Here is a 25,395-nt window from a genome sequence, read left to right on the forward strand (position 1 = left end):
GGACCAGGCGTGCAAGCGTCCGGCGTGGCAATCAGGAACGGCCGGCTTCGTAAGGGGGCGTCTCAACCACCCGCACACCTCCCCTGGCTGTGTCCGCATCGACTACCCGACTTCCGCCGGGGGCCGTTCTCCGCTTGAGGGCTCAGCCGCATGAGGTGTCCTTCTCCGCGACAGCCGGAGGCAGAGGGTTGTGCCTGCCGACGGGGGCGGGCGGGACGGCGGCGGTGGCCCGCTGGGCGCCGCGCCGACGGCCGGACCCGTCCCTGCTGGTCTCCTTGCGATCGTGCTCGGGCTACTGGAAATCGCGCTCGGCGTGCTCCCGGCCTTCTGGTCGTTCACGGCGATGCTGTTGTGTTGCGGCTTCGTGGCCCAGATGCTCCTCCCGCCGACGACAGGAGGGTACGGGCGTCCGTCCACCGTTCCGGCGATCGCCGGGGGAGCATCTCCGCGCCTACCAGGGCCAGGGCCAGGGTCACAGGTCTGAAACGGATGCTGCATGCCGCGCAACGTCAGTCGTTCCGCCACGAGAAGTCGGGCGCTTTCGCGGCAGCGGCGATCAATACGGGAGAAGACAGGGCCCGGACGGCTGGCCCGGGCCCTGTCACATACGGGAGTGTCACTCAGTCGCCGGTGTTGGTCGCCCATACGGGTTGGTCGGCGTTGTTGTAGACAACGACGTTGCCGTCGTCCTGGACGGCCAGGTAGCGGCCCTTGTGCCAGGTTCCGGCGGCCCAGATGGCCTTGCCCGCCCTGTTGTAGATGACGAAGTTGCCGTCCTCCTGCATGACGAGGTGGTCGGCGTTGGGGTAGACGTTCGGGGCCTGCCAGGCGGGGCGGTTGTCCTTGTAGACGACGACGTTGCCGTCGCTCTGAACACGCAGGATGGTGCGGCCGTTGCCGGAGGTCCATGCCTGGTTCTTGCCGAGGGTTGAAGGCGCGTAGAAGCGTGAGTCGCTCCGCAGGGACTCTCGGGGCTGCGTGCTCTGGACGGTACGGCTGCTCGCCACGGCGCCGGCGGGAGGGACGGCGGCCAGGATGGGCAGGGCCGCGAGGGTGAGCGCGGGGAGGCCGCGCCAAATGAGGTTCTTGATCACAACCCCGGTTCTACGCAGTTCGCATATGCCCGCGACAGTCCGGAGCGACGAACTCACCCATACGGTCCAGCGAATTCAACACCGAGACGACACTGCTTGCGCCGACCGCGTCGCCGACGCCATCGAACGTGCCGGGCCTCGAGTCGGCGGCATGTACACCTTGCGCCGGGCCGTCCCCGCCCGCTTCACCCTCGGCGCACGCCTGGGCATGGCGGAGAGGGCACGCCCTCCAACGAGTGGATGCACCCGTGAAGCGGCCTCGGACCGCTATCCCTTGACTCATGATCACGTCACGTGGACGGGTGCGTGCCGCCACCGCTCTCCGGAGCGTGTCCGCCGCAGTTGTCCCCGCAGCCCGACTTGACCGGGTACCGAGTCGGAGGAGCACCACTGCCAGACGCTCGATCCGAGGCGTTCGACGCGCAGGTACTCTGCCGGTCCGGGCGCCGAAGGAGGCATCCACGAGGGCTTTCCGTGATGTGACCGACCGGATGGTTGATCTTCGAGAAGAAGCTGAATCGGCGGTCCTGATCACCGATTCCACCGTCCCGTAGACCAGCGGTGCCCGTAGTCCGGGTCGCCGGTTCTTTCCTGTGTTCCGCAGTTGTGAAAGGTGTTTGTGATGGGCCGAGGCTTGATCGTGGTGGATGTGCAGAACGACTTCTGCGAGGGAGGGAGTGTTCCGGTCGCGGGAGGTGCGCGGATCGCCTCGGAGATCGCCGATCTGGTTGAGCAGAGCGCGGGTCGCGACTACCAGTACGTTGTGGCCACCCGGGATCATCACATTGATCCGGGCAGCCATTTCTCCGAGACCCCGGACTTCCAGGACAGCTTCCCCGTCCACTGCGTGGCAGGCAACGACGGCAGCGAATTCCATCCGGACTTCGCCCCCGTGGTCATGGACGGCAAGGTGCACGCCGTCTTCTTCAAGGGTGCCTACAGCGCCTCCAAGAGCGGCTTCGAAGGCGCGGACACGGAGGGAACCTCCCTGGCGGACTGGCTGCGCGTCCGCGGGGTCGAGGACGTTGATGTGGTGGGCATTGCGACGGATCACTGCGTGCGTGCGACCGCGCTGGACGCCGTTGCGGCGGGATTCCGCACACGGGTACGTCTCGACTACTCGGTCGGGGTCGCCCCGCGCACAACGGCTGCTGCCCTCAACGATTTTCGGCAGGCAGGCATTGCGGTATCCGGCGAGGCGCCGGTACCGGAATAGTTCCGGCCCCGGTTCGAGACGCGCCTGTATCGGCGTCGGCGTCCTGCCTGCCCGGCGGAGGCTGTGTCCACCTCGTCGCCGGGCTCGCCGCGGGGAGCCGGGCCGGGTGGGAGATTCCCCCGTCGGTTGTTCGCCCGCCGGTGTCCAGCGTGGCTCGGGCAAGGCCGCAGGTGAGGTGACCGGGTCCGCGCGTGGGCGGAGCCTGCGGAGTGTCGCCAGGACTGGCTTTCGCGTGTCACCGGCGTTCCGTTCGGGCGGTTGTTGCCGTCACCGCGGCCTTCGCCCACCAGGGCGGCGAAATCGCCTCCACCCGCCGCGACGAGCAGGCAGTCGCTTGGCCGTTCGTGTTGTTGATGCACACGAGAGCTTGTGGTGGGGTGATGGCTGTGCCGGTGGCAGCAGCGATGCGCAGGTGGTGACGCCGAGAGTCTTGTGGCCGCCGACGTCGGGATGTTGCCGAGCTTCTTGATGTCGACGTGCACGAGTGCGTCGGGCCGGTCGTGTTCGTAGCGGCGTATGACGCGGCCGGTCGCCCGGCCCAGGAGCGGGAGCCGGGCCAGACGGAAGCGTGCCGTACGCGGTGCACGGTCGGGGAAGCCACAACGAGCCGGGCCGGCCCTGGATCAAGCCTTGGTGATATTCCTGCTCGGCATCGGCTCCGCGAGTGCCGTCCGCCATTCAGGTGCACCGAAGGCGTCCGCGAAGTACTGCGTCTCGCGCACCACGTGCCCATCGGCGAACTCCATGATGCTCACCGAGTAGGTGGGCACCCCGTCGTACGTGATGACACACTCGCTCACCCACAGATCCCCGCTGCCAAGGATCCGGTGGACGGTGAAGTGCCGATCGGCCGGATGCCCCCCACGCTGCGCCGAAATCGTCGCGCGGCCCCGGAACCGTTCACCAGACTGGGGGTAGTCGAGGATCGCGTCCGCGGCGTAGATGGCGTGCTCGGCTTCGGTGTCCCCACGTTCCGATGCCTGCCAGTGTTCTTCGAGTGCGGCCCTGGTGCGGATATCAGGATCCATCGCATTGTCCCTTCTGCAGGCGGCCGGAGCTTTTGGGCGACCTGGGAACGCTTCAAGGCTTCCTCCCAGGACGCTCGGCCGTTGAACGTAATGGGCAACGGTGACAGCGTAGACCGCCCGACGCGGCGAGTTGGCTTTCCTGGTTCGTGCACCATCCCCACGTCCCCCCGTGACGGTGCGCCGTTGTAGTGGGTCTCGTCTACGACGCAGTGATGGGCATTGCAGACAAGGACCTCGTAGGGCAGCTCCGGGGAGGTGTACAGCGGGTGCGCCATCTCCACGATTTCGCCCGGAACGTTCACGGACCGGCCGGTCTGGGGCCGGCGCCGGCCCGGATGGGTGTCGTCCGTCCAGACCGGCGGCCACAGGCCCGCGGCCCCTACCGCCCCGTCCGATCCTTGCGGGGGACGGGGATGAGGGCGCCTTCGGTGACAGCGGCCGCCGCCCGGTGCTCGTACAGGTACTCGCGGATGACGGAGCCGCCGGGCACGGGCTCTGCCACGCCCCACCGACCGGGTGACACCGAACACAGCCGCACCTGTCTGAGAGCCTTCCTCAACCGGGCCATGCAGAGCCGCCACTACCGACGCACCCTCTCCATCCCCGCGATGAAGTTTCCCCGGCGAGCCGCGCTGAGCCAGGTCGAGCGCCTCGGCGCCCTTGGCCGACTGCTGACCGACGCGGAGACACCCATGCGTCTCCGCGTCGCCGGAGTCATCGTGCTCCTCTACGCGCAGCTCGTGAGCCGCATTGTGCGGCTCGGCGTCGACGACGTCATCTGCGACGGCGACATGGTGCCGCTGCGGCTCGGAGAACCGGCCTCGCCCGTTCCCGCACCGGTCGCTGCCCCTGCTGCTGGAGCACATCGCAAACCGCGACAGCATGAACACCGCCACCAACCCCGCATCCCGCTGGATCCCCGGCCGCCGGGCAGGACAGCCCGCCTGCCCCGACCACCTGTCCGCACTCCTGAACCAGGTCGGGGTCCCGGCCGCAGCCGCTCGCGGCGCAGCCATCCGGCAGCAACCCCTCGAACTGCCCGCCAGCGTCGTTGCGGACGCTCTCGGTTGCCACGACAAGACCACCACCCGGCTCCGCAACGAGGCACCAAGAGGCACCAAAAGGTTGGACCCCGCCCCCGCGGCAGTCCGCTCTCATGAGTCAGGAGGCGAGGTGGGTAGACGCTCCGTATCGCGGCCAAAGGGCAGGAACACAGCTCGGGTGGCGAGGAGCCACTCGCCGTCGACCTTCTGAAATGTGTCCTCGTAGTGACCGACGTTGACGGGGAGCCGCGGCGGGAGCATCCCGTCGACGTAGCCGTCGACACGGTAGGTCGCCAGGTACGAGGTCGCCGTCGCCGTCGTTGCAGAGTCCACCGTGACCAGGATGTTCGTCATCATGCGACGCGACAAGCGGTCCGCCGGCCGAGAGCCGAAGTATGCGCGCAACGCTTCCCGGCCCTCGATGCGGCGGCCCCCGTGGGGCCACTCCCAGACCCCGTCGGCGGTGAACAGATCCGGTACCGAACCAGGGTCTCCAAGGTCGAGGCGGCGAACGAAGTCGACGATCAGGCGTTCGCAGGCTCGCTCCGCGAGCAGGCGGTCCATGGGGCCAATCGCTTCACCGATCATCTTCACTTCCTATCAGTGCCGCCCCGATGCGGGACAACGCTTTTCCGAGCTCCCCGGTCACTGTCCGTCAAGGACACCCATCCGAGGACCAGGGAGTCGGCGACAGTTCAATGCACGAGCCCACCAGTACCGGGGGGCGCAGAAGCCCGAGACTTCGGGCAACCGCGAGGCTCTGCAGCTCGAACCCACAGGTCCGTTGCCCTGATTCCGGGTGATGGGGCGTGGGCTCGCGGCCAACTCGCGGATCATTTCGGCGACCTGTCCCACGCGAGCGCGAGTGGTGGCTGCGTGTCGGAAGCCGGGTCCTCTCGTTGGTGGGTGTGCGGTCCGGGTTCGTCCGGCCGGCGTGACCGCACGGGTACCGGGATGCGGTCCCGGATGAAGGAGGAACGCGATGGGTACGGAGACGTGGGGTACGGGCGGTGGTGCGGGACGCGTGGGTGTGCGGGCCGCGGTGCTGGGTGCGGTGGCGGGGGCGGCGTTGTTTCCGGCCGGTGCTGCTCACGCGGGCGTGATCGGGGTCGGGAACGCGGTGTTCGGCAACACCTGCGCCAGCCAGGGCGGTGCGCGGGCTGTGGGCGCCACGGTGGCCGGGAGCGGGGTGGGCAGCGGCAATCAGACCGGCTTGCCGTTGAGCCTGCCGCGCAACCAATGCGGCAACAGCGGCATCATCTGCACAGCCTTGTTCATGTCAAGCGTGTGAACGGGACGGTGAACGGCGGGTGACCGGCCGGACGGCGGTGAGTGGGGCAGCGGCGAGTACGCCGGTGGAGGAGCGGGCGGTGGATGCACTGCTGTCCCTGAGCGGGCGGACGCTTCCTCTGCTGCGCCAGTGGGTCGGCTGGGATCCGGGCTGTGGTGTGGCGCGTGCGCTGCTGGCGCTGGCGACCGGAGACCGGTGGGACGACGCCGTTCTGAAAGAGCAGCTGGTGGTCGCGCACCGGGACGCGCTGGCCGTCGGGGAGCGGGAGGCGAGTCTGGTGTACGCGGTGTTCCTCCACACGCACCGGCAGTACCGGCTGACGGCCGATCACCTGGCGGGGCACTTCGCCCGGTGGCCCGCTGACGAACTGGCCGGGCTCATGCTGGGCGCGTTCTCCTCCTGCGGGGACACCGCCTACCGTGCGCACGGCGATGCTCTGATGGAGGAGCAGGCGGCACTGGCCGGCCCGGAGAGCTGGCCGTGGATGAGCTGGCTGGCGTCGGCCAGGGCGGAGCAGGGCCGGGTACGGGAGGCGCACGAGCTGGCCGAGCAGGCATTGGCCCTGTATCCCCGCTCGGGGGTGGCCGCGCACGCCCTCGCGCACGCCGAGCATGAGTGGGGAACCGGACGCGCCTGCGGCGACTTCCTGGACCAGTGGCTCCGGGCGGACCCGCAGGCGGTGCAGTCACGGCATCTGAACTGGCACGCCGCACTGCAGTCCATCGCCTGCGGCGACTTCCCGGACGCGCGCCGGCGGGCGGACACGGCACTGGCGCGTACGGATGTCGGCATGCGGGCCGCCACGAACTGGCGCCTGCTCCTGGTCGGCCAGTCACCGGCCGGCCGAAGCGACCCGGACCTGGTCCGGGAACTGCTCGCCGCACCGGGCGGGATGGCGGAGGTCTTCCACACCTTCAACCTCGCGCTGGCCCTGGCCGTGGAGGCGGCCACCGACGACCTGCGCATCCTGGCTCGCAGGGCTGCCGCCGACGAACGCCCCGTTTTCCGCGATGTCCTGGCCCCCGTGGTGCAAGCTCTGGCGGAGGTCACCGCAGGCCGCCCCCGCGTCGCGGTGGACTTGCTGACCGACCTGGGCGAGAAAGCGGAAGGGATCGGCGGGGTGCGGGTCGAGCGCGAGATCATCCAGGACACCCTCGCCCGCGCCCTCGTCGACGCCGGTCAGCACGTCCGCGCGGCCGACCTGCTGCACCACCGCACCACCACCCGGCACCACCACACCTACGAGGATCTCCTCCTTGCCGCACGTACGTCGGCTGCCGTGGTCGGCTCCCGCTGATCCTCACCACCGGATGGCACGGCTTCTCGTTTCAGCAGGAGCCACGGTGGCTCCGTTGACTTGAAGCCCGAGGCTCACTTGAAGCCCGCGGCGTCTGGACATCGGTTTGACGCGGCCCTCGAACACGCCCGAGCTCCAGGGCAGGATCAGACCGTCGATCACAGCGCCGCGGCAGCGATCGATGCCCGCGGCGAGGCTACGGAGGCTTGGCAGGTCGTCCTGGCGGACGGCGCCGAGCCACTCAGGGAGCCGTTCGCCCCGGCGCTCGGCGAGCATCCGGGCGAAGGACCGGAGGTGGCAGTGAGGGTGTCGAACTCGGGACAGTTGGCCAAGACCGCCTTGAGTCGGAGTTGTCCGGTCTTCGGGAGTGCTTCCGGGCGGCTGAGAGTGCATCCGGCCATCAGGCGGGGTGCCGGGGGCTGTGCGGTGATCGGCCGGGGTGACGTGCGCTTCTTCCTGATGTAGGCGCTGACGAGGCCGTGGCTGCCCTTGTGACCGAGCGGGACGATCTCCTCCCTGAGTTTCCAGGTGTTGGTGCAGCCCTCGTTCCAGCGGTCGTCGGGGTAGGGCTTGCACTCGCGCGGCTGCTCGGCCCCATGTCCGCCGGGGGCGGCAATCGCTCCGCCAGATCGAGCTACCTCCACAAGTCCTGAGGTCCCGCCACCAGGCCACCGACCGGGAGAAGCAGGAGTAACCCCACTGTCCAGGGGTTGGCCGCTGTACCCAAGGCTCGAAGCACACGCGGGATGTCGCCCGTGTCGCGCCCACGTGGACGCTCACCGCACCCTGGGCCCGGTCAGCACCTCCACCACCAAGTGGCCCCCTGCACCAAACTCCACCTGGGTGACAGCAAGCGCATCCGCCGCATCCGGATGCGCTGGCGCGGGCCAGGCGTGAGGATCGGGATACGGGCGGTGGCCGGTTGCCCCTGGTCTGTCTCCTAGCCGGCGGCCGGGCCGCCTCCCGGTAGGGTCTCGCGGCTTGTACCGTAGCGCGTCGTGCCGACTGACCAGCGGTTCTTTCGGTCGGCGATCTGCTGGGGGCCGGCGCCGTCGAGGAGTGCCTGGAGGACAGTGGCGCCGGTGGAGTTGAGCTGCCAGTAGCGGCCGTCGCGTTCGTCGAGCAGGACCATCGAGGTGATCGTCGGGGGGTGGGTGCCCGGCCGCGGCCGGCTCGCTGGTCTCCTCGGCGCGTTCCTGGTGCGGGAGTAGCACGAGAACACTCCGTGGTGCGTGGGCAGTGTCGGAACCGGGTGGAGCGGCAGGGAGCGCACCACCCTCGATGCCCCGCACCACGTTGCCGCAGTCGACGAGTGCTCGCTGTGCGTCGGCCAAGCCTCCGCTACGTCTCCGACGACCGCGCGCTCGTCGCCACCGCCCACATCTGTGCCCGGGGCGCCCACGGCGAAGCGCGATTCGCCCCCTGCCTGCCCGAAGCCCGACACGATCCCGAGTACGAGGCGTCAGCCTCCCACGGCGAGAGCGCGTATCGGTGGGATGACCGATGTGCGGGGAGCGGGGGCCTGGCCATAGTCCTCGGGAGAGCGTTCACGGGTGGCCGTGGTGCGCCCGGTTTTCGAAAGGACCTTTTGTGGACACGTATGCGGATCTGGTGTTTCTCGGCGGGCGAGTGGTCACGGTCGATGCGGAATTCTCCGTCGCCTCGGCCCTGGCAGTGACCGATGGGGTCATCAGCGCCGTCGGCGGGCGGGACGACGTCGCGCCGCTCGTCGGATCCGACACCCGCGTCGTCGACCTGCAGGGGGCGACGCTGCTTCCCGGTATCAACGATTCCCATCTGCACGGATGCGCCTTCGGCATGTCGACGCCGCCGCTCTCCCTCGACCTCAGCCACCCCGCCGTGTCCTCCCTCGCGGACGTGGCCGAGGAGGTACGGGAGGCCGTCGGGCGGGTTCCGGGCGGGCAGTGGATCACGGGGCACGGCTGGGACACCGGTTACCTCGACGAGTGCGTCTCCGATTCGTCGCGGCTGCCCTCGCGGCACGACCTCGACGCCGTGAGCCCGGACCACCCCGTCGTCCTGTACTCCTTCTCCGGGCACGCCACCTGGGTCAACTCCAAGGCACTGGAGCTCATCGGGATCGGCCGGCACACCGTCGCGCCGCCCGGCGGGGCCATCGTCGTGGACGAAGACGGGGAGCCGACCGGGCTGCTCCACGAAGGGGCCCAGGCCCTCATCCAGAACGCGCTGCCGCCGCTCAGCCGGCAGGAGCGGACCGACGCGATCAGGTCGAACCTCGCCACACTCGCCGGGCTCGGCATCACCAGCTACACCGAGCCCGGACTCGGCCCCGGCGGCGACGGCATCATGCGGGGCGCGCTCGGTGCGGAAACCCTCGACGTCTACCGCCGGCTGCTGGCCGACGGCGAACTGACCGCCCGCCTCGGTGTCCTGCTCCTGCCCACCGGTATGGCCAGCACCGCCGAGGAGTTCGCCCGCACCCTCACCGCCCTCGGCGAGTCCGGCGACACCGATCCTCGCCGCCTCGCGATCCACGGGGTCAAGATCTTCGCCGACGGCATCGTCCCCAACAAGACGTCCTGGATGCACGAGCCGTACATCGGCGGCGGCTGCGGCTCCCTGTGCGTCGGCGGCGAGACCGACGCCGAGCGGATCGCCGAGATCGACGCCATCATCCGGCATGCCCACGCCGCCGGGCACCAGCTGGGCGTCCACGTCACCGGCGACCGGGCGTGCGACACCGTTGTGGACGTCTTCGCCGCTGCTGCGGCCGAGCACCCGCGGCCCGACGCCCGTCACTACGTCATCCACGGCGACCTCCTCACCGAGCACAGCATGAAGGTGCTGGCCGGGCACGGCTTCGGAGCCAACATGAACCCCACCATCAAGTGGACCGTCGCCGACATGGAGGAGGACTTCGTCGGAGCTGAACGGGCCGCGTACGCCTGGCCCTACCGCGACGCCATCGACGCCGGAGTACGGGTCGCGAGCGGGTCCGACGCCCCTGTCACGCACCCGGACTGGCGCCAGGGCGTCGCCACCATGATCCTGCGCGAGTCCAAGGCCACAGGCCGCGTCAGCGGCCCCGAGCAGCGCATCGGCCTGGCCGAGGCGATCCGTACCTACACGATCGACGCGGCCTGGCAGGACTTCGCCGACGACTGGAAGGGCTCCCTGGAGCCGGGCAAGGTTGCCGACCTCTGCGTGCTCGGCGGTGACCTGCTCACCGCCGACCCCCACGACATCCCGGAGATGCCCGTCGTCCTCACCGTCATGGACGGGCAGGTCGTGCACGACACCCTTCGCGATTGACGTATTCCGAACAAATGATCATCCTGGGAGGATGGCAGGGGAGCGGAGCAGAGCGGACATCCTGGACGCGGCTGTCCACGTCCGAGAGGCCGCCAGGAGCGCCACGAGCGGTGCGGCCGGCGTCGACACGGTCCTGGCGGCGCTGTCGGAGGTGATGGAGTACGACCACGCCTCCCTGGCCCAATGGGATCCGCTGCGCCGGCGCCACACCACCCTGGCCGGGAGCTACCCGGACGACGCCACGGCCTACATCGAGACCCGCCTCCACCACGACCCGGTGTTCCCCGTGCTCCGCAGCCCGGCCCGAGGCGGTCTCTGGCTCAAGGACGTCCCCTGGCATCTCCTGGCGGCATCCCCGGGCTTCCAGGAAGTGCTGTCTCCCCTCGGGATCGAGGACGGCGTGGCCCAGTGCCTTTTCGCCGCCGACGGCCGGTACGTCGGCATGCTGAACGTCAGCACCCGCAGGCCGCGGCGCGCGCCCGATCCGGCGCGCGCCGTGGTCACCCTGCTCACCGAGGCCCTCGCCGCGGCCGTCGACCCCTGCGCAGGCCCGCCGCCCGAGGAGATCGCCGCAGACGCACGGAACCCGGGCTCGCGGCGGCCTGGCGGACTCTCGCCACGAGAGCTCCAGGTGCTGGCCCAACTGACCGCCGGCCGCACCAACCGGGAGATCGCCGAGCGGCTGTACATCACGCCGCGCACCGTAGGGACCCACATCGAGCACATCCTCGCCAAGCTCGACCTCCCCAACCGCGCGGCCGCCGCCGCCCGAGCCGCCGCCTGGGGAATCGAACCCTCCCGCTGACCCGAGTCCGGCAGCGCGAAACGCTTGGACCGCGGACGTCCCCCTGAGGGCCACCCCGCGCCCTCACCTGCTGGAGCGGCAACAGAGGGTTGAGGCAGGGCCGCTGGGGGCGCACGCCCGCGGGTTGGACGATCTTGTGCCGCCGTACGTGCTGTCCGCGCCGTGCCCAACCCGTCGAATCACATGCTCGGGCACGCCTCCGTTGAGCCGTGGTACGGCAATTGCCGCATAGCGTGCTTGTGGTCGCCAGGATCACTGGTGGGCACCCGACTGCCTTCCGATTCGGCCCGGGTGATGGCCTTGGTGAACGGGCCTGCTATGTGGCGGGTTTCTGAGTGTCGGGAGCATGGCCTCCGCGATCGTGTCGTGATCTCCACCGGGCGGGTACGTGGCAGGAGGTACAAGCTCGAAGCGGGGAGGCGTGGCGTGCGAGATGAGCTTCTCGGGGACCGCTACGGGGTGGTGTGACAGCCCGGAGAGGGCGGCAGGGGCCCAGTGTGGGTGGCATGGGCCCGGTGGGGGAGGCCCAGGACGAGACATCGGGTCGGCCCGCGGCCGTCTAGGTGATCTCCCCGCTCGCCGGTGGTGGAAGCCGCGGCGACGACGCACGCGCCCGGTCTTCTGCGCGAAGCGCGGATCACCGCTCAGTTGCAGCACTCCTACACCGTGACCATCGACGCGCTCGGCGAGACCGGTAGGGGAGCCAACAGGGCGCTCCGTTCAAGGGAACTTGCAGGTTGGTGCACGCGAAGACGACAACTACCGCGCAATGAGATAACCGTGGCCGGCCGCTTCGGCCGGCCATTGAGCGTGGCAGCCGACCAGTTGAGCAACACGTCGGCCGGAGCCATGACCACGGCATCAGGCCAAACGCCTGCATAGGATTTGTGTGCCATATTACGGATGTATCCGACGAAAGGGATGTTATGAAATTCGCGGTCATCGGTGGTACCGGGCTGATCGGGTCACAGGTCGTGGAGAATCTGAACGCCGCCGGGCACGAGGCGGTACCGCACTCACAGTCCACCGGAATCGACGTCATCAGTGGCCAGGGGCTGGACGAGGCGGTGGCGGGGGCCGATGTCCTCGTCAACCTGACGAACTCCCCGACCTTCGACGAAGCGTCCCCGGCCTTTTTCCGTACCTCAATGGACAACCTTCTGGCCGCGGCACAGAAGGCGGGCATCCGTCACTTCGTCATTCTCTCGATCGTCGGCGTGGACCAGGTGCCTGAGCTGGACTACTACCGGGCCAAGGCGCTTCAGGAGGACATCCTCACGGCCGGACCGATTCCCTACTCGATCGTCCGCGCGACGCAGTTCATGGAATTCATCGACGCGGTCCTTTCCTGGACTGCCGACAGCGACACCGTCCGGCTGCCCGCCACGCCGATCCAGCCGATCGCCGCCAAGGACGTGGCCGACGCGGTGGCGGAAGTCGCCGCGGGGGCCCCACTGAAGGGCATTCGCAACATCGCCGGCCCCGAGGTCTTTCCTCTGGACGATCTGGGCCGTATCACCTTGTCCCACAAGTCCGACCGCCGCACCGTTGTCACCGACCCCACCGCCGGCATGTTCTCCGTTGTGAGGGGTGACGTCCTCACCGACAGGGACGCCCACCTCGCCCCCACCCGCTACGCCGACTGGCTTTCCTGAAGCGCTCGCGTCCTTCGGCTTCCGGTTCGGCCGGGCGCGGACGATTCGAGTAGCCGGCAGCGTCGAAGCCCGGCGGAGCGCGACTACCGGCCGGGCATCCACGGGTTCCAGTAGCTCCGGCACAAGCGCGCTGGCTACGGCAATGGGTGGCCGGGTCGCCGCCTCGGCCCGCGCCCGCACTGGCGCCGTCTGGCCGACCATGTCGGGCAGTGGAAGCCGGGCGGGAAGCCGTATGCCGCCCCTCGGTCCGTACGCACAGCGAGACGGTCCTGCGGACCTTCTGCGACTTTCACCGCGGCGCGGGCACCGGCTCGGTACTCAATCCCTTCCCACGGGACCGTTCCCGCCGGGGTCGACGAGCTCACGCGCATCGCAACCCGTTGGATCCGCCCCGCAACAAGCGCACCGGGCTCTACCGGCCAACGGTGCCCAAGCGGGAGCCACGCAGCGTCCCGGACGCGGAGTTCAGCGAGATCTTTGCGCGCCTGTCCTCGCGCCGGGACCGGGTCCTGGTCGCCTTCTCCATCTCCACCGGTACCCACGCCAGCGAGCTGCTGACCGCGTGGCAGGGTGGAGTTGATCCGGGACGGCGGTTGATCGCGGTGGTGCGGAAGGGCGCCGGGGAGGTCCGGGAGTTTCCTGCCTCGACCGACGCGTTCGTGTGGCTGCGGCTCTACCAGCTGGATATGGAGGACACTCGGGCCCACGAGGACGGCGGGTGCCGCTGTGGTGGACGCTGAGGGAACCGTCCCGGCCGCTTACCCCCCCACGCCGCCCACCGGTCTTCGAGCGCGCCAACGCCAAGGCCGGCACCACTGCGACACTGCACGCCCTGCGGCACACCGCAGCCCATCGGATGGCCGAGGATCCGAATCTCCCGCTCGCTGAACTGCGATTCGTCCTCGGGCACAGGAAGCTGGTAACGGCGCAGTTCTACCTCACCCCCGCCCGCAAGGAGGAAGTGATCCGTGGGCTGCTGGCTCATCACGCCGAGCAGACCGGGCAGGCCGCCGCACGTACTGTCCCCCCTTCCGGCCCGGGGTTACCGGCCGGAAAGCCCGGACATCCTGTTTGGGGCGGGCACCACGATCATCTGCCGCGTCCGCGACGCTTCAGGCGCCGGCCCCCTGGTCCGCGCCTACGGCCGGCACGAGAACGAGTGGCTGGAGCCGAACCCGCTGCAATTCCAGCGCCCCGTCCGTACCGAGGATCGCCGACCCCGACCAGTGGATGCGTCTCGTCGAGATCCGCGACAGTCTTCACGCCCGCATCGCCGAGGCCGAACGCGAAGGATGGCTTGGCGATGTCGAGGAACTGAAGATCAGCCTCGTCGGCGCTGAGGGGAAACTCGCACAGTTCGACCACCGTCCGGCCCCCACAGCGTTGTTGATCTCTGCATCCCCACGGTGGTTCACGCCGGGAACACGAAGAGTCCGGGAGACCGGCCCGCACCCGACGACCCCTGAATCATCCCAACGTCCGCTTGGTTGCGCCCCGATGGCGAAGTACGGAGAGCGGGCGGTGAGCCCTGATCGTGAGTCGAAGCCTGGACCTGTCGGCTCCCTGCCCGGCAGGTTGGGTGCGGTCGTGCGTGCGGCCAGTCAGCCCCTACCTAGGCTTTGCGGGCGAGCAGTTGGATCTCCTGGAACTGCCGTCGGTCGGTGGGCTGAGGCTCGCGTACCAACCGGGCCACCTCGGCCAACCCGGACTTGCGCAGCATCGCGGCGAGGTGATCGGGCCACCATCGATAGGCCGGCGTGACTGCGTGGTCGAAGACCTGCGTCGGGTGAGACGGGTCATCGCTTGCCGAAAAGCCGACCAGAAGGTGGCCGCCAGGTGCCAGCACACGATGGAACTCCGCCAGGACGACGGGGAGTTCTTGCGGCGGAGTGTGGATGATGGACCAACGTGAGAGTACGCCGCCCAACATGCCGTCAGCGATGCTCAACGCGGCCATCGAGCCCACGTCGAACCGTAGGCCCGGATAGGCCTGTCGAGCCAGCTCGATCATCGTAGGAGAGGCATCAACGCCAAACGCCGCCAGCCCCAACTCGTCAAGATAGGCGGTGATATGGCCAGGACCACACCCCAGGTCCGCGACCTGACCGTCCCCACTCGCACTCACGGCCTCGGCGAAGGCACTCAAGATCGCGCGGTCCAGGGGACTGTCACGCAGCGTGTCGCGGAACAGCTGCGCATAGGTGGGGGCGGCAGCGTCGTAGGCCTCGCGGGTGGCACTGAGGGCATCATGTTCGATCACGCACGCGATAGTAGTTCCTGGCGCTGAGGCGAGCCGAGAGGATCATGATCCTGTCTCCCGCCGGTTCGCCCGGGATATCGCTGGTTCAGAGATCAGAGCATCCGCCACAGCGTCTTCTCCCGCAGGTGGGCGTCGTGGCGGGCGATCAGCGAGTCAATGGGCCACCTTTGAGCGGGCTGGGGCCTCTGAGTCCGGCGGGGCCGTCCGGTTTGCCCATGCCGACACCTTCGGGCCGTCGCACGCGTGCTTGCCGCACCAGTCCAGCCACGACAGCGCCGATGCCCGGCGGGCTTCCAGGTGTTGACCGCAGCCTCGTCCCAGAAGTGTTCGAGGACGCCGCCGATCTCGTCGTCCGCGACCGTCGCGAGCGGGCGGGTCTCGCCGAGCCACTCGACGGTCTTGCCGACCCCGGTCCCGTAGTTGCAGGCCGCGTTCGCGTTGCCGAGCGAGTCGAGGAACGCTTTGGCTGCGCTCTGTACGGCGGCGGAGGGACTGGGCCACGAGAGCACGACCGTGCCAGTCGGAGATCGACGAAACCACCCCGGAGCCCCGCCGGCCTTGATGGTGACGACGGGCAGGAGCGAGCGGGATCGGGCCGCGTGGTGGGGGAAGCCGGCTACGGAAGGAGTGCGTCTGTGGTCGGCGAGTTGCCCGCAGGGTTCTTCGAGTGCGCTGGTGGTGCGGGCGGAGCCGACACCGCCGATCGTGTCGATGACCTGGTGATCCAGGTCAAGAGCGGCGTCGACGCCGCCGAGGGAGAGGTGGGCCAGCCTTGCCGGGCCTGGCAGATCACGACGTCGTGCCTCTCGCGGTCGTCGTTGCGGGGTCTTCGCGGGCGCTGGCTGTGCGGAGGCTCTCCGGGGCGTGCGGGGAACGTGACGAGGCCCTTCCCCCACCGGGGGAAGGGCCTCGCGAGTGAGCGCTGGGCAGGCCTTGCACCTGCATTTCCCCGCAGGAAGCGGGGCGTCTTTCCTTGGACCACCAACGCAGCGTCAGTTGCCGCAGGTCGCGGCGAACTTCCAAGATCAACTATAGCGCATGCGGTCGTAGGTCGGCCCCAGCCATCACGGAGACGATGCTGGACGATGCGTTGTCCCCGACAGAGGCGATCCGCGCCCGGCGCCGACGTCGGACTGCGGACACCGAGGCCACTGCCCTACGGCGTGCACGAGTTGAGCAGGCCGGGACTGCGCACAGTGTGCCGCAGTTGGGGGTGGACGGCTCGCGGAACGTGCGTCTCATTGCTCGCCGTCGAGGCCCTGGACGTCGACAGGCTGTGTTCCGTGGAAGGTGACGAGGATTCCGTAGGGGTCCGCCAGTCGGAGCCCGCTCTCGGCGAAGCGGATTGCCCAGGTCTGGTCGTCCCAGACCGTTGCTTCGGGAACTGCCAGTGGCAACTCTGGAAGGTCCAGCCGGCTCAGTTCTTCGGCTGTGAGCTCAAAGTGCCGTTCCCGGAGTCGGGTGCGGCAGTACTCCAGAGCTTGGTCGACGAAGACGCCGAAACGGCTCACAACGTCGTGAGCGAGTTGGAGGGTGGACTCTTCCGGCGGGGCGGCCGGCTCGACGACCAGACATATCCCGGCAGGGTCCGCGCCCGCCGGCTCCGGGAAGTAGCCGGTCCAGCAGGCCAGTGACGGAGGGCTCTCCGTCCGTGTCAACGCGAGCCCGGCGATATGCAGGGTTGAGGGCAGCTCCGCGTCAACGCCAGGTTCTTCAGTGCCCGAGCCGTTCGGTGGTGCGCCGTTGTCGAACATTTGCTCAGCCTAGGCCAAGCCCGGTCACGACGGTGATCGACAGCCGAGGCACATGGTGATTCACATGCCTGCTTCTGCCTCCTTGCCAAGCCCCCGTGCGCGCCGCATGCAATAGGGGACAGGCCGGCCAACCCGGGTGCGCGGGGGACGCCCCGGTCTTTTCCTGCTCCGCGCCTGTGAGCGGTGTCCGACCCGGGCACGCGAGGGACGAGCGAAATGCGTCGAAGGTGCCGTGAGCCATGTGGTGACCGGAGGCCGTCCGCTCAATTTTGGGTGGCGGAAACCTGTCCTGGATCACGAAGATGGTCTGCATGGGGTGTGACATACACGGTTTCATCGAATGCCGCCGTGGCTTTCGCGACTACGAGAACGACTCGTACTGGCACGCCGTCATCAACCTGGATCACCTGAACGACGTGCGGGACTACGACGCCTTCGGGTGTCTCTTCGGGGTCCGCAACGATTTCGGGATCCTTGACGACGAAGCCTTCGAACCGGTCGCAGCCGCCCGCGGCCTTCCACACGATGTGTCGAAACGCGTCCGTGATCTGTACGAGGACCACGAGGGACACAGCGCAACCTCGATCAGCTGGGCAGAAGTCACGGTGGTCGACTGGGATGAGCTGTCCTTGCAGCCGGACCCCTACGTACACGAGCATCGTCGTGACGCCGACGGCGGCTGGCAGCTTTACAAACGGCACTTTGGGGCCCCGCAAGCATTCCTCGATCTCTGCGGCTGCCCCGAGGACATCGCCGGCAGGGCAGGCCTCCACTTCCCCGAAGGCACCGAATGGTCCGACGGCGAGCGGCTGTTTCGTATAGGTCGCCTCAGGCGCAAGGACGTCGTCCTTCCGGACGGGCAGTGGAAGCCCGTCTGGACGGTCATGCGCACGCTCGCGGATCTGCACGGGAATGAGGCGGTCAGACTCGTCGTCTGGTTCGACAGCTGAGCAGGGCGAGGGGGATGAGCCTCCGCCCGATACCCCGCGGCCGTTCGGGACAGTGCTGCGCCTGCTGGACCCGTTCCATACGATTTTCCGGGACTCGTTCAGTTCCAGTGGGAATACCCCAGCGGTACGCCCGTCCATAGCCGCTTCGTCGATGCCCGGTCTGAGTCGCGAGGCTCCCAGACGACCGTAGCGAGTTCTTCCCCGCCCGCTCCTTCCCCGCCCGCTCCTTCCGCGCCTACCTGCGCAGACGCGGAATGAAGGCGACCATCCCGGAACGTGTCGATCAACTCGCAGGCCGGGCACGGCGAGGCGAACGGTCATGCGGCCATTGCCTCCCGGTGCCTGGACGGGAGGCAATGGGGACGGCGTGCGCGTCCTCACCGCTACTTCGCTCAGGAGAACCCTCGTGTCCCTCTCGACGACCCGCCGCGCGGTTCGGTTCTGGCCACGCTGGAGACGAAGGGGTACGACGCCGGGCTCGACGCCAACGACATGCTCGTCGTGCTCACGCTGGGCGGCGAGGTCCACTCCTGGATGGGCGGCGGACACACCGGACCGGGGACCTTCAAGCTCGCGGGCGGTTGGACGGCCAAGGTCACGAAGCTCGGTGCCCTGCGGGCTCGGCAACGACCTCTGCGCCTCGCGGTCGTCTTCGGCATCGACGGAGAAAGACCGCCATCCGCTACGCGGAGTCGGCACGTACGCTTCAGTTGCTTCTGCGCGAGGCTGCCGAGCAACCAGCGCAGTGAAACCCGCTCGACCTGGGAATCTCCTTGAAGAGATCATATGGGCATGGAGTTCTTCTGCTACCACCGTGACCGGTCCGGCTCCCTGGCGCTACGCGACGAGCTACTGGAAGAGCATTGGTCCTATATGGACGGGTACGCGAAGGAGATGATCGCCCGGGGCCCGACCCTCGCCGAGGCCGGCGGCACACCCACCGGAAGCGTGCACATCGTCGACCTGCCCGATGCCGTCGCCGCCCGCGCGTTTGCCTTCGACGAGCCCGGCTACCAGGCCGGCGTCTACCGGGACGTGCTGCTGCGACGGTGGAGCAACACTCTGGGGCGCACCATGTGGGATTTCCCCGGGGGCCGGACCGGTGGCAGCCGGTACCTGGTGCTCGGCTTCGGCACGGGGCCGGCCGCCGACCTCGCGGCGCCGCCCGACCAGGACGAGCTGATCGCCTGGGGGCCTCTGCTGTCCGACACCGGCGACGCCTGGCTGGGCACCGCTGCGTTGGTCCGGGCACCGGACCCGGAAACGGCACGCGCCATCCTCACCCCGGACAGGTACGCGGACATCGAGGTGCACAACTGGCAGTTCGGCGGGCGGTCGTCCTGAACCGAGGACGTCCAGGCCGAAGTTGCCGCCGAAGTCCTTCGGATCGCTCAGCGCCCTCGTACGCGCACCGGTGGACCCGCGGATGCATCAGCCTTTGACTGGGTTCACGCTGAAGGATCTTCCGTTTCCCTCAGTCCATGGGGACCGAGGCCCTCACACCGAGCTGCACGCCCGCACCCCGGACAGCACCGCCCAACTCCACCCCGGAAGGCCTGCCCGTGATCCACGTGCGACGCCCTGGGCACCGGCGTGAGGCTCGGGGTGCGGTGCGGTGGCCCGGCCGCGCTCCGACCCCTGGTCAGACGGTTGGCACCCTTCCTCGGCGCTCCGGTCCGCTACCCGGCTGCGGGATCTCGGATCCGGCGTCATTCCACAGAGCCGTGACCTGCTGCTTTTCGGGAAGCCTCATCCTGGCCGTTGAAGTTCCCGTCGTGTCAGAGGGGTCGTTTCCTCAACGCGCGGTCCCCGGTCGGGCTGATCGGCCGCGTTCCCCAATCTGTGGGCGAGACAGTCACACCCCGAGGTGGACGAGCCGGACTCCACCAAGGTGACCACGCAAGACTGCAACAACAAGGGCCTCCCTCTCGCTCCGGCTTCAACAGCCGCGAGCTACCAGGAGGCCCTTCCTGCATGCGTGCACGGCGGCGAACTCACCCGGTCCAGCACTCCGTGCGATCCAGAACGACCGCACGACCGGAAAGACAACAACTTGTCACGCGCAGGGCTGCCCGGGGCCACGGCACAGCCGGCCGACCTCACGGGTCGCGTCGACGGCAGAGGCGGCCGACCTCACTGGCCGCGCGCCGTTCACCTTCGCCCGGCCGACGACGATGCGGTGGAGTCGTCGCGGATGTCACTCGGTACGTCACTCGGACTCGGGAATTATCCTGTCTCTCCCATTCGCGGTGGTTCGGCGGTCGTTGTGAACTCAACTCGGCGGAACCGCCCCGTGACCGAGGAGATTCTGTGCCGTGAACCCCAGCAGCCTGCGCGCGGCCGAGGTGTCGACCGGCGCCGCGCGACCCGGCAGCGGGCACCGCAGCACGGTGGTGGGGTGATAGCGGCGCAGCAGTTCCTCCGTCGGGTACGGCACGATGATCTCGGGGGCGCAGAGGTGTACCGCGTGCGCCGCACGGCCGGGTACGTCCAAGGCCAGCAGTGCGGCCCTCGCCGCGTCATGGACCTCGAGGTACGTCCACAGGTCCCTTGCCCCCGCGGCCGGGTCGGCCGTGAGCCGGGCGGCATGGGCGTGCAGCCGTTCCTCGAATCCGCCCACGTACGGATAGCGCAGGCACACCACGCTCATCCCATGCCGCCGCGCCATCATCTGCGCCGTGAGTTCGTCGACCTGTTTGGACAGGCCGTAAGGGTCGGCGACCTGGGAGGCCATCGCCTCATCGACCGGTGCGTACGGCGGATGCGGATCCTCGACGTCCGTCCAGGGCAGGCCCGTGACACCCCAGGAGCTTGCCACCGCCGCATGCCGGATCCCGGCCCGGCCGGCCTCCTCCAGGACGGTGAAGGTGGAGAGGCTGTTGCCCGCGAAGACCTCGAATGCGGTGTTGCGCGCGGGCGTCGGGATCGCCGCCAGGTGGATGACCGCGTCGGCGCCCTCCATCGCCGCTCGCACGGTCTTCGCATCGGCGGCGTCACCGGTCACGACCAGGCGCGCCGCGAGATCACCGGGATCATCGAGGACCAAGGCGTTCGCCTCGATCCCGCGCTCGGCGAGCAGCGCGAGGACCGCTCGCCCGATCCGCCCGGCGGCCCCGGTGACCATCGCTCTTCCGACCATCCAGTCACACTCCTGCGTCGTGCTTCTACTCGTAGGCGCGCACAGCGACGACGTGCGCCGACGCCGCCCCGTTGGTGGCTTCGACGACGACCCGGATCGCCGATGTGGTGATCGGCTCCGCCGGCGTGTGCGTCTCGCGTCGCCGCCGATTCTGCGCCGCACGGGCGATGACGCGCCAGGCGCCGTCAGTATCCAGTGCCTCGACGCGGTAGTCGCGAAGGAGGGTGGGGAGGGTGTCGAAGGGCGTGCGGTGGTGGTGCAAGTTGATCAGGTCCTCGTTGACGTCGTCGTCGGCGATGACCTCGATCCGGCCCAGTGCGACAGGTTCGGGCCAGGTCAGCTGGAGCCAGGGGGACGAGGCGTCCGCCAGCGGTTCGGAGACCCACATATGCGGTCCCGCGTACGGGCGGGCATAGCCGTCGGTGGCCTTGGCGGGGGAGTAGGCCGCGGTCTCTCCCGTACGGAAGCAGAAGGTGCGGCGCAGCAGGCCCTTGTCCGTCCACTCGCGCAGCGGCTGCGGCGATTCGTCCGACGGGCGCAGCGGGACGCGCGTGAAGCACAGGACGCCGGGAGTCGGGCGGTCGGAGCGGTGCAGGGCGAGGGCGTCGTTGGCGCGGACGACCAGGAAGGCGTTGCGCGGGGTTTCGGGTGTCCAGTCCAGGCCGGTCTTGAGCCATTGCCGGGCACCGGCGGCGACGGGCAGGGTGATGGAGGTGACGAGGCGGCGCGGGACGTAGTTCTGGCCGAGTTCGGGGTCGTACAGATCGATCACGATCTCGGTGTCGCGGTCGGCGTCGACGAGCAGTTCCACCCCGGAGAGGTCCGGGTCCGCGGGGAGGACGAGTCCGGCGTCCGCCGTGAGCGGCCACAGCTCGTCGGAGTCCTCGACGGCCAGACTGCTCAGGGTGGACGATGCCGTGGCCGTTGCCCGCAGCGCCAGGTCCTCCGGGTCCGTCGAGGCGAGGCCGATGAGCGAGGCATCCTGGCGCAGCAGCGCCCGGTGCAGCTGGGGTACGGGGAGTTCGCGCGGGGTGACCTCGCCGGTGGCGCAGAGTGCCGCCGCCGTGCCGGCCGCCTGGCCGATCGTGGCGCAGGTCGCCATGACCCGGGTCGAGCCGAAGGCGACATGGCTTGCGGAGATGTTGCGCCCGGCGAAGAGCAGGTTCTCGGTGTTCACCGAGTAGAGGCTGCGGTACGGGATGTGGTAAATGCCGTCCGCGTAGAGCTGTTTGGCACCTGCCTCGGTGGCGTACATGCCCTGCGGCGGGTGCAGGTCGATCGACCAGCCGCCGAAGGCGACCCGGTCGGCGAATTCGGTCTGGCCGAGGATGTCGCCCTGGTGCAGGACGTAGTCGCCGAGGAAGCGCCGGTACTCCCGTTTGCCGGGGATCGAGCCCACCCATTCCAGGGTCATGTTCTCCGCGTCGAACTCGCCGGAGTTCTTGATGTGGTCCCAGATGCCGTGGATCACCGACCACAGCTCGTCGCGGATGCGTTCGTTGTCGTGGACGGTGTCGAGCTCGCCGCCGAACTCGATCCACCAGTACGCGCAGCCGTTGTCGCCCGCCTTGATGATGCGGCGCTGCGGGATGGAGGTCCCGGTGATGTCCTTGGCGAAGTTCGGCGGCACGAACTTGACCGGGTGACCGGCGTCCTTCGTGTAGAAGAGGAGAGTCGAGCCCAGGGTGATGTCGTCGGCCGTCTCCGGAGCCCATGCCTCGTTGTACTCGGCGTGTGATTCCCGGCCGATGCGGTGGTGGGCGCCGGCCAGGTGGCCGATGAGGCCGTCTCCCGTGCAGTCGAGGAAGAGCGAGCTCTCGAAACGTATCCGCCGCTCCGAGCCCATCATCCAGCCGGTGACCGAGGTGATCCGCCGGGCCTCGTCCGGGCCTTCGGCGTCGACCTCGCGGACGTCGGTGTTGAGGTAGAGCGTGATGCCGGGCTCGGCGCGCACGGCGTCCAGGACCACGGCGTCCCAGTAGTAGGGATTCCCGTCCGGGTTGCGGAACTGGTTCTCCACGAGCAGCTCGCCCATGATGCCGCCCTCACGGGCATGGTGGTTCTTGCCGTGGCCGGTCGCGCCGCACACCCAGACCCGGACCTCGCTGCTCGCGTTGCCGCCGAGGACCGGCCTGTTGTTGATCAGCGCGACGCTCCGGCCGAGCCGGGCCGCGGCGATTGCCGCGCAGACCCCGGCCAGGCCGCCGCCGACGACGGTGATGTCGTGCCGTGCGGTTTCATTCCTCATGTCGTACGTCACTACTTCCAGTCAGGATTGGCGGCGAGCCCGTAGTAGATGCGCGGGGCGCCGTCGAGGGTGAGGGTGATCTTGCCGCCGGCGGCCTTCAGGGAGCGTTCCTGGCCGATGCAGTTCAGCTCCCGCACCGTGCCGTTGACCGTCCCCGAGTGGGCGACGACCGGGGTCCTGGTCGTCCAGGTGTCGACCCAGGGCTCCGGCGAGGCGAACCAAGGATCCTCACCGTGCTCGGAGTTGAGGATGTACCCGTCCTTGCGGCTCCAGAGGATCGACACCGGCCCGCCGGGAGTGGTGAAGAGGAGCCCCTTGATGTCCTGGTCCGCGAAGGCGAGGTGCCGGACGAACTCGGCCTCGTCCAGGACCCGGGCGGCGGTCGCGAAGGCGAGGAGCGAGGGCTTGGCGCTGGTGTCGCGGTTCATCAGGCCGTAGTGGTACTCGGGGTTGGCCGGGTCGGCCTCCTGCGGGTGGTAGAGCACCGAGTCGTGCAGCTGGTACCAGTTGACGGCGCGTACCTTCTCGGACTTGGCGAGAGCGAGGGTGAGCAGCGTGTTCTCGGCGGCGTGCCGGTAGGTGTCGCTCCACCACGCGTTGGGCCGGGTCGGCGCGTACGCCTCGGTGAGCCAGAGCTCCTTGTCGCCGCCGTACTCCTCCAGGACCTGGTTCGCCTTGCGCAGTGCGCCGAGGAAGTTCCAGTACGTGCCGGACGGCCCCTGCGTCCACTCCTCGGGCGGCGGCGCGAAGTCGGGCGTGAAGTTGCCGCGACCGGGGTGGAAGGTGAAGGCGTCGATGAGGTCCCAGCCGCCCGCGTCATGGAAGTTCTTGGTCCATACGTAGTCCATGCCGCCGAGGCCGGCGTTCATGACCTTCATCCGCGAGCCCGCCGCGTCGAGGCGCGTGGTGACCTGGCGCAGACCGTCCCGGACATAGGCGTCGGCGCCGCGGCCCGACATCCAGGGCTGGTTGACCTCGTTGCTCACTTCGAAGTACGCGGCCTCGGCGTCCAGGGCCTTGGCGACATTCGTGTCGGCCCAGGCCGCGATCTGCTCCGGACTACCGCCCACGGGGATGCCGCTCAGCTCGACGTTGTGCCCGATGCCGTTCGCGTCCAGAGTCGCCGTGTCGATGCCCGGGGCGCCCGCGTAGGCGATGCGGATCCACTTGATGCCGAGCGTCTTGACCAGCCCGAGTACGGCCTCCTTGCTGGGCTTGAGCAGCCAGGGGTAGTTGGCAAGGCCGAACATCGACTCCTTGCCCGCCTTGTACGTGAACTCCGGGAGCACGCTCAGATTCGTGCGGGCCAGCGCCTTGTCACTTCCGCCGACCACCTCCACCCCGGTGAACACGATGTTCTGCGACGGCGAGGTTACGGGGAAGGCGGCGTCCCAGGCGGCGCCCGCCGCGAGGGTCTTGCAGAGCGTTCCACCGGCGATCTTCGTGCCGCCGAAGTCGCGCGCCCACCACGTCAGGGTCACCTTCCTGGCAGCGGCGGAACCGTTGACGACCTGCGCCTTGAGCGTCATCGTCTGCCCGGCCGCCTTGTAGAGGTTGAACGGCTGGTCCGTCCACACCTCCACGCCGAGGGGCCTCTTGGCGGCGAGCGCTCCCGCCGCGCGCGGCCGCAGATCGCCGAGGACCAGATCGGCCTCGGTGACGGCGGTGCTCGCACCGGTCGAGGTGCCGGGGGAATGGACCCATGTGGCGTTCGTGTTCGCCGGGTTGGTGGACGAAAGGCAGAAGAAGCCCTTCGATCCCGCCCACGTCTCCACGTACGCGCCGCCCGCGTTCACCTCGTACGGAATGCCGCCTCGGGCGTCCCGCTCCCAGACGGTCAGCGCTTCGTACGACTCCGCCGCGCTCGCTTCGTACACCGTGCGGGAGAACATGAAGCCGGCCGGTGTGAGCGTGCTGGAGCCGCTGACCTCCCACTTCATGTGTGCCTTGTGAGGGGTGACGTCGAAGGTGCCGCGCACCGTGACTCCGGGTACGCCGCTCGCCATCGTGTACGTGACCTGAATCGCGGGCCGACCGTCGGGGAGCGTGATCCGGGCGGGCGTACCGCCGAAGGTGCGCTGCTGGCCGAGCGCGGTGTCCTTGATCATGAAGTGGTTGAGGAGGATGCGGTCGGTGCCCGCACCGTCCTGCACGAGGACGCTGCCGTCGCTACGGCCGACCAGGGTGATGCCGTCGGCCTCGATGGTGACCGGGTCCGCGGCGTACGCGGGAACGGTCGGCAGCAGTGCGGCGCCGGTGGCGACGGCCGTGCCCTGGATGAATCTGCGGCGGGCGACTGACATGGAGGTGCCCTTCTCTCG

General features: G+C 69.0%; 21 protein-coding genes and 1 pseudogene. 10 read left to right on the plus strand and 12 right to left on the minus strand.

The genetic code is table 11. The features are described from left to right. Nucleotides 1-620: 620 nt before the first annotated feature. Entirely contained in the window at nucleotides 621-1,094 is a 474-nt protein-coding gene (locus tag ACFVT1_RS30810) for a hypothetical protein (RefSeq protein WP_389801192.1), read from the minus strand. A 622-nt stretch (nucleotides 1,095-1,716) separates the two neighbouring features. Between ACFVT1_RS30810 and ACFVT1_RS30815 the strand changes: the two genes are divergently transcribed. Further along, nucleotides 1,717-2,310, plus strand: coding sequence for an isochorismatase family protein (locus tag ACFVT1_RS30815; RefSeq protein WP_389801272.1), 594 nt, complete (start codon nucleotides 1,717-1,719; stop codon nucleotides 2,308-2,310). A 623-nt stretch (nucleotides 2,311-2,933) separates the two neighbouring features. Here ACFVT1_RS30815 and ACFVT1_RS30820 read toward each other — a convergent pair. From ACFVT1_RS30820 to ACFVT1_RS30830, 3 genes are all read right to left on the minus strand, one after another. Beyond that, nucleotides 2,934-3,338: a nuclear transport factor 2 family protein gene (locus ACFVT1_RS30820; RefSeq protein ID WP_389801194.1), complete on the minus strand. Its 405-nt coding sequence runs from the start codon at nucleotides 3,336-3,338 to the stop codon at nucleotides 2,934-2,936. A 379-nt stretch (nucleotides 3,339-3,717) separates the two neighbouring features. Beyond that, on the minus strand, nucleotides 3,718-3,840 hold the full coding sequence (locus ACFVT1_RS30825; RefSeq protein ID WP_389801196.1) for a hypothetical protein: 123 nt from the start codon (nucleotides 3,838-3,840) through the stop codon (nucleotides 3,718-3,720). Nucleotides 3,841-4,492: 652 nt separating this feature from the next. After that, nucleotides 4,493-4,969 carry a nuclear transport factor 2 family protein gene (locus tag ACFVT1_RS30830; RefSeq protein WP_389801197.1) on the minus strand — a complete coding sequence of 159 codons (477 nt, stop codon included), beginning with the start codon at nucleotides 4,967-4,969 and terminating at the stop codon, nucleotides 4,493-4,495. A gap of 394 nt (nucleotides 4,970-5,363) precedes the next feature. On the opposite strand from ACFVT1_RS30830, the gene ACFVT1_RS30835 reads away from it, so the two are divergent. Both ACFVT1_RS30835 and ACFVT1_RS30840 read left to right on the plus strand, forming a co-directional pair. Further along, nucleotides 5,364-5,672, plus strand: a complete 309-nt coding sequence (locus tag ACFVT1_RS30835; RefSeq protein WP_389801200.1) for a chaplin family protein — start codon at nucleotides 5,364-5,366, stop codon at nucleotides 5,670-5,672. Nucleotides 5,673-5,751: 79 nt separating this feature from the next. Next, the gene (locus ACFVT1_RS30840) at nucleotides 5,752-6,969 is read left to right on the plus strand and encodes a hypothetical protein (RefSeq protein ID WP_389801202.1); all 1,218 of its coding nucleotides are present in this window, start codon (nucleotides 5,752-5,754) and stop codon (nucleotides 6,967-6,969) included. Between the two features lie 158 nt (nucleotides 6,970-7,127). Here the strand turns inward: ACFVT1_RS30840 and ACFVT1_RS30845 are convergent, their stop codons facing one another. After that, nucleotides 7,128-7,613, minus strand: coding sequence for a hypothetical protein (locus tag ACFVT1_RS30845; RefSeq protein WP_389801204.1), 486 nt, complete (start codon nucleotides 7,611-7,613; stop codon nucleotides 7,128-7,130). A gap of 296 nt (nucleotides 7,614-7,909) precedes the next feature. Beyond that, nucleotides 7,910-8,101 (minus strand): PqqD family peptide modification chaperone, encoded by a 192-nt coding sequence (locus ACFVT1_RS30850; RefSeq protein ID WP_389801206.1) that lies wholly within the window; start codon nucleotides 8,099-8,101, stop codon nucleotides 7,910-7,912. A gap of 458 nt (nucleotides 8,102-8,559) precedes the next feature. On the opposite strand from ACFVT1_RS30850, the gene ACFVT1_RS30855 reads away from it, so the two are divergent. From ACFVT1_RS30855 to ACFVT1_RS30870, 4 genes are all read left to right on the plus strand, one after another. Then, nucleotides 8,560-10,263, plus strand: coding sequence for an amidohydrolase (locus ACFVT1_RS30855; protein WP_389801208.1), 1,704 nt, complete (start codon nucleotides 8,560-8,562; stop codon nucleotides 10,261-10,263). Nucleotides 10,264-10,294: 31 nt separating this feature from the next. Next, nucleotides 10,295-11,068, plus strand: coding sequence for a LuxR C-terminal-related transcriptional regulator (locus tag ACFVT1_RS30860; protein WP_389801209.1), 774 nt, complete (start codon nucleotides 10,295-10,297; stop codon nucleotides 11,066-11,068). Between the two features lie 926 nt (nucleotides 11,069-11,994). Further along, a complete protein-coding gene (locus ACFVT1_RS30865; RefSeq protein WP_389801210.1) occupies nucleotides 11,995-12,723 on the plus strand; it encodes an SDR family oxidoreductase in 729 nt (242 codons plus the stop codon). Between the two features lie 425 nt (nucleotides 12,724-13,148). Beyond that, a complete protein-coding gene (locus ACFVT1_RS30870) occupies nucleotides 13,149-13,463 on the plus strand; it encodes a hypothetical protein (protein WP_389801211.1) in 315 nt (104 codons plus the stop codon). An 872-nt stretch (nucleotides 13,464-14,335) separates the two neighbouring features. Here the strand turns inward: ACFVT1_RS30870 and ACFVT1_RS30875 are convergent. From ACFVT1_RS30875 to ACFVT1_RS30885, 3 genes are all read right to left on the minus strand, one after another. Further along, nucleotides 14,336-14,983: a class I SAM-dependent methyltransferase gene (locus ACFVT1_RS30875; RefSeq protein ID WP_389801213.1), complete on the minus strand. Its 648-nt coding sequence runs from the start codon at nucleotides 14,981-14,983 to the stop codon at nucleotides 14,336-14,338. 92 nt (nucleotides 14,984-15,075) lie between these two features. Next, entirely contained in the window at nucleotides 15,076-15,492 is a 417-nt protein-coding gene (locus ACFVT1_RS30880; protein ID WP_389801214.1) for a hypothetical protein, read from the minus strand. Nucleotides 15,493-16,221: 729 nt separating this feature from the next. Further along, on the minus strand, nucleotides 16,222-16,737 hold the full coding sequence (locus tag ACFVT1_RS30885) for a hypothetical protein (RefSeq protein WP_389801216.1): 516 nt from the start codon (nucleotides 16,735-16,737) through the stop codon (nucleotides 16,222-16,224). A 302-nt stretch (nucleotides 16,738-17,039) separates the two neighbouring features. Between ACFVT1_RS30885 and ACFVT1_RS30890 the strand changes: the two genes are divergently transcribed. The 3 genes and pseudogenes from ACFVT1_RS30890 (at nucleotide 17,040) to ACFVT1_RS30900 (ending at nucleotide 19,031) form a co-directional block, all read left to right on the plus strand. Beyond that, nucleotides 17,040-17,687 (plus strand): hypothetical protein, encoded by a 648-nt coding sequence (locus tag ACFVT1_RS30890; RefSeq protein WP_389801218.1) that lies wholly within the window; start codon nucleotides 17,040-17,042, stop codon nucleotides 17,685-17,687. 429 nt (nucleotides 17,688-18,116) lie between these two features. Continuing rightward, nucleotides 18,117-18,311, plus strand: a pseudogene (locus tag ACFVT1_RS30895) (hypothetical protein); the annotation flags it as partial. Between the two features lie 168 nt (nucleotides 18,312-18,479). After that, nucleotides 18,480-19,031, plus strand: coding sequence for a YciI family protein (locus ACFVT1_RS30900; protein ID WP_389801219.1), 552 nt, complete (start codon nucleotides 18,480-18,482; stop codon nucleotides 19,029-19,031). 928 nt (nucleotides 19,032-19,959) lie between these two features. Here ACFVT1_RS30900 and ACFVT1_RS30905 read toward each other — a convergent pair. The 3 genes from ACFVT1_RS30905 to ACFVT1_RS30915 are packed head-to-tail and all read right to left on the minus strand — an operon-like array spanning nucleotide 19,960 to nucleotide 25,377. Then, nucleotides 19,960-20,826: an NAD-dependent epimerase/dehydratase family protein gene (locus ACFVT1_RS30905; protein ID WP_389801221.1), complete on the minus strand. Its 867-nt coding sequence runs from the start codon at nucleotides 20,824-20,826 to the stop codon at nucleotides 19,960-19,962. A 25-nt stretch (nucleotides 20,827-20,851) separates the two neighbouring features. Then, nucleotides 20,852-23,074 (minus strand): FAD-dependent oxidoreductase, encoded by a 2,223-nt coding sequence (locus ACFVT1_RS30910; RefSeq protein ID WP_389801223.1) that lies wholly within the window; start codon nucleotides 23,072-23,074, stop codon nucleotides 20,852-20,854. An 11-nt stretch (nucleotides 23,075-23,085) separates the two neighbouring features. After that, a complete protein-coding gene (locus ACFVT1_RS30915; protein ID WP_389801224.1) occupies nucleotides 23,086-25,377 on the minus strand; it encodes a hypothetical protein in 2,292 nt (763 codons plus the stop codon). Between the last annotated feature and the right edge of the window lie 18 nt (nucleotides 25,378-25,395).

The organism is Streptomyces sp. NPDC057963, from assembly GCF_042887155.1.
Lineage (GTDB): Bacteria > Actinomycetota > Actinomycetes > Streptomycetales > Streptomycetaceae > Streptomyces.

What these genes read in the sequence shown, in the direction of transcription:
- ACFVT1_RS30830 (WP_389801197.1), bottom strand. Translation starts at nt 4,969, where the DNA reads ATGATCGGTGAAGCGATTGGCCCCATGGACCGCCTGCTCGCGGAGCGA.
- ACFVT1_RS30835 (WP_389801200.1), top strand. Translation starts at nt 5,364, where the DNA reads ATGGGTACGGAGACGTGGGGTACGGGCGGTGGTGCGGGACGCGTGGGT.
- ACFVT1_RS30815 (WP_389801272.1), top strand. Translation starts at nt 1,717, where the DNA reads ATGGGCCGAGGCTTGATCGTGGTGGATGTGCAGAACGACTTCTGCGAG.
- ACFVT1_RS30910 (WP_389801223.1), bottom strand. Translation starts at nt 23,074, where the DNA reads ATGAGGAATGAAACCGCACGGCACGACATCACCGTCGTCGGCGGCGGC.
- ACFVT1_RS30905 (WP_389801221.1), bottom strand. Translation starts at nt 20,826, where the DNA reads ATGGTCGGAAGAGCGATGGTCACCGGGGCCGCCGGGCGGATCGGGCGA.
- ACFVT1_RS30850 (WP_389801206.1), bottom strand. Translation starts at nt 8,101, where the DNA reads ATGGTCCTGCTCGACGAACGCGACGGCCGCTACTGGCAGCTCAACTCC.
- ACFVT1_RS30865 (WP_389801210.1), top strand. Translation starts at nt 11,995, where the DNA reads ATGAAATTCGCGGTCATCGGTGGTACCGGGCTGATCGGGTCACAGGTC.
- ACFVT1_RS30885 (WP_389801216.1), bottom strand. Translation starts at nt 16,737, where the DNA reads ATGTTCGACAACGGCGCACCACCGAACGGCTCGGGCACTGAAGAACCT.
- ACFVT1_RS30900 (WP_389801219.1), top strand. Translation starts at nt 18,480, where the DNA reads ATGGAGTTCTTCTGCTACCACCGTGACCGGTCCGGCTCCCTGGCGCTA.
- ACFVT1_RS30890 (WP_389801218.1), top strand. Translation starts at nt 17,040, where the DNA reads ATGGTCTGCATGGGGTGTGACATACACGGTTTCATCGAATGCCGCCGT.
- ACFVT1_RS30860 (WP_389801209.1), top strand. Translation starts at nt 10,295, where the DNA reads ATGGCAGGGGAGCGGAGCAGAGCGGACATCCTGGACGCGGCTGTCCAC.
- ACFVT1_RS30820 (WP_389801194.1), bottom strand. Translation starts at nt 3,338, where the DNA reads ATGGATCCTGATATCCGCACCAGGGCCGCACTCGAAGAACACTGGCAG.
- ACFVT1_RS30915 (WP_389801224.1), bottom strand. Translation starts at nt 25,377, where the DNA reads ATGTCAGTCGCCCGCCGCAGATTCATCCAGGGCACGGCCGTCGCCACC.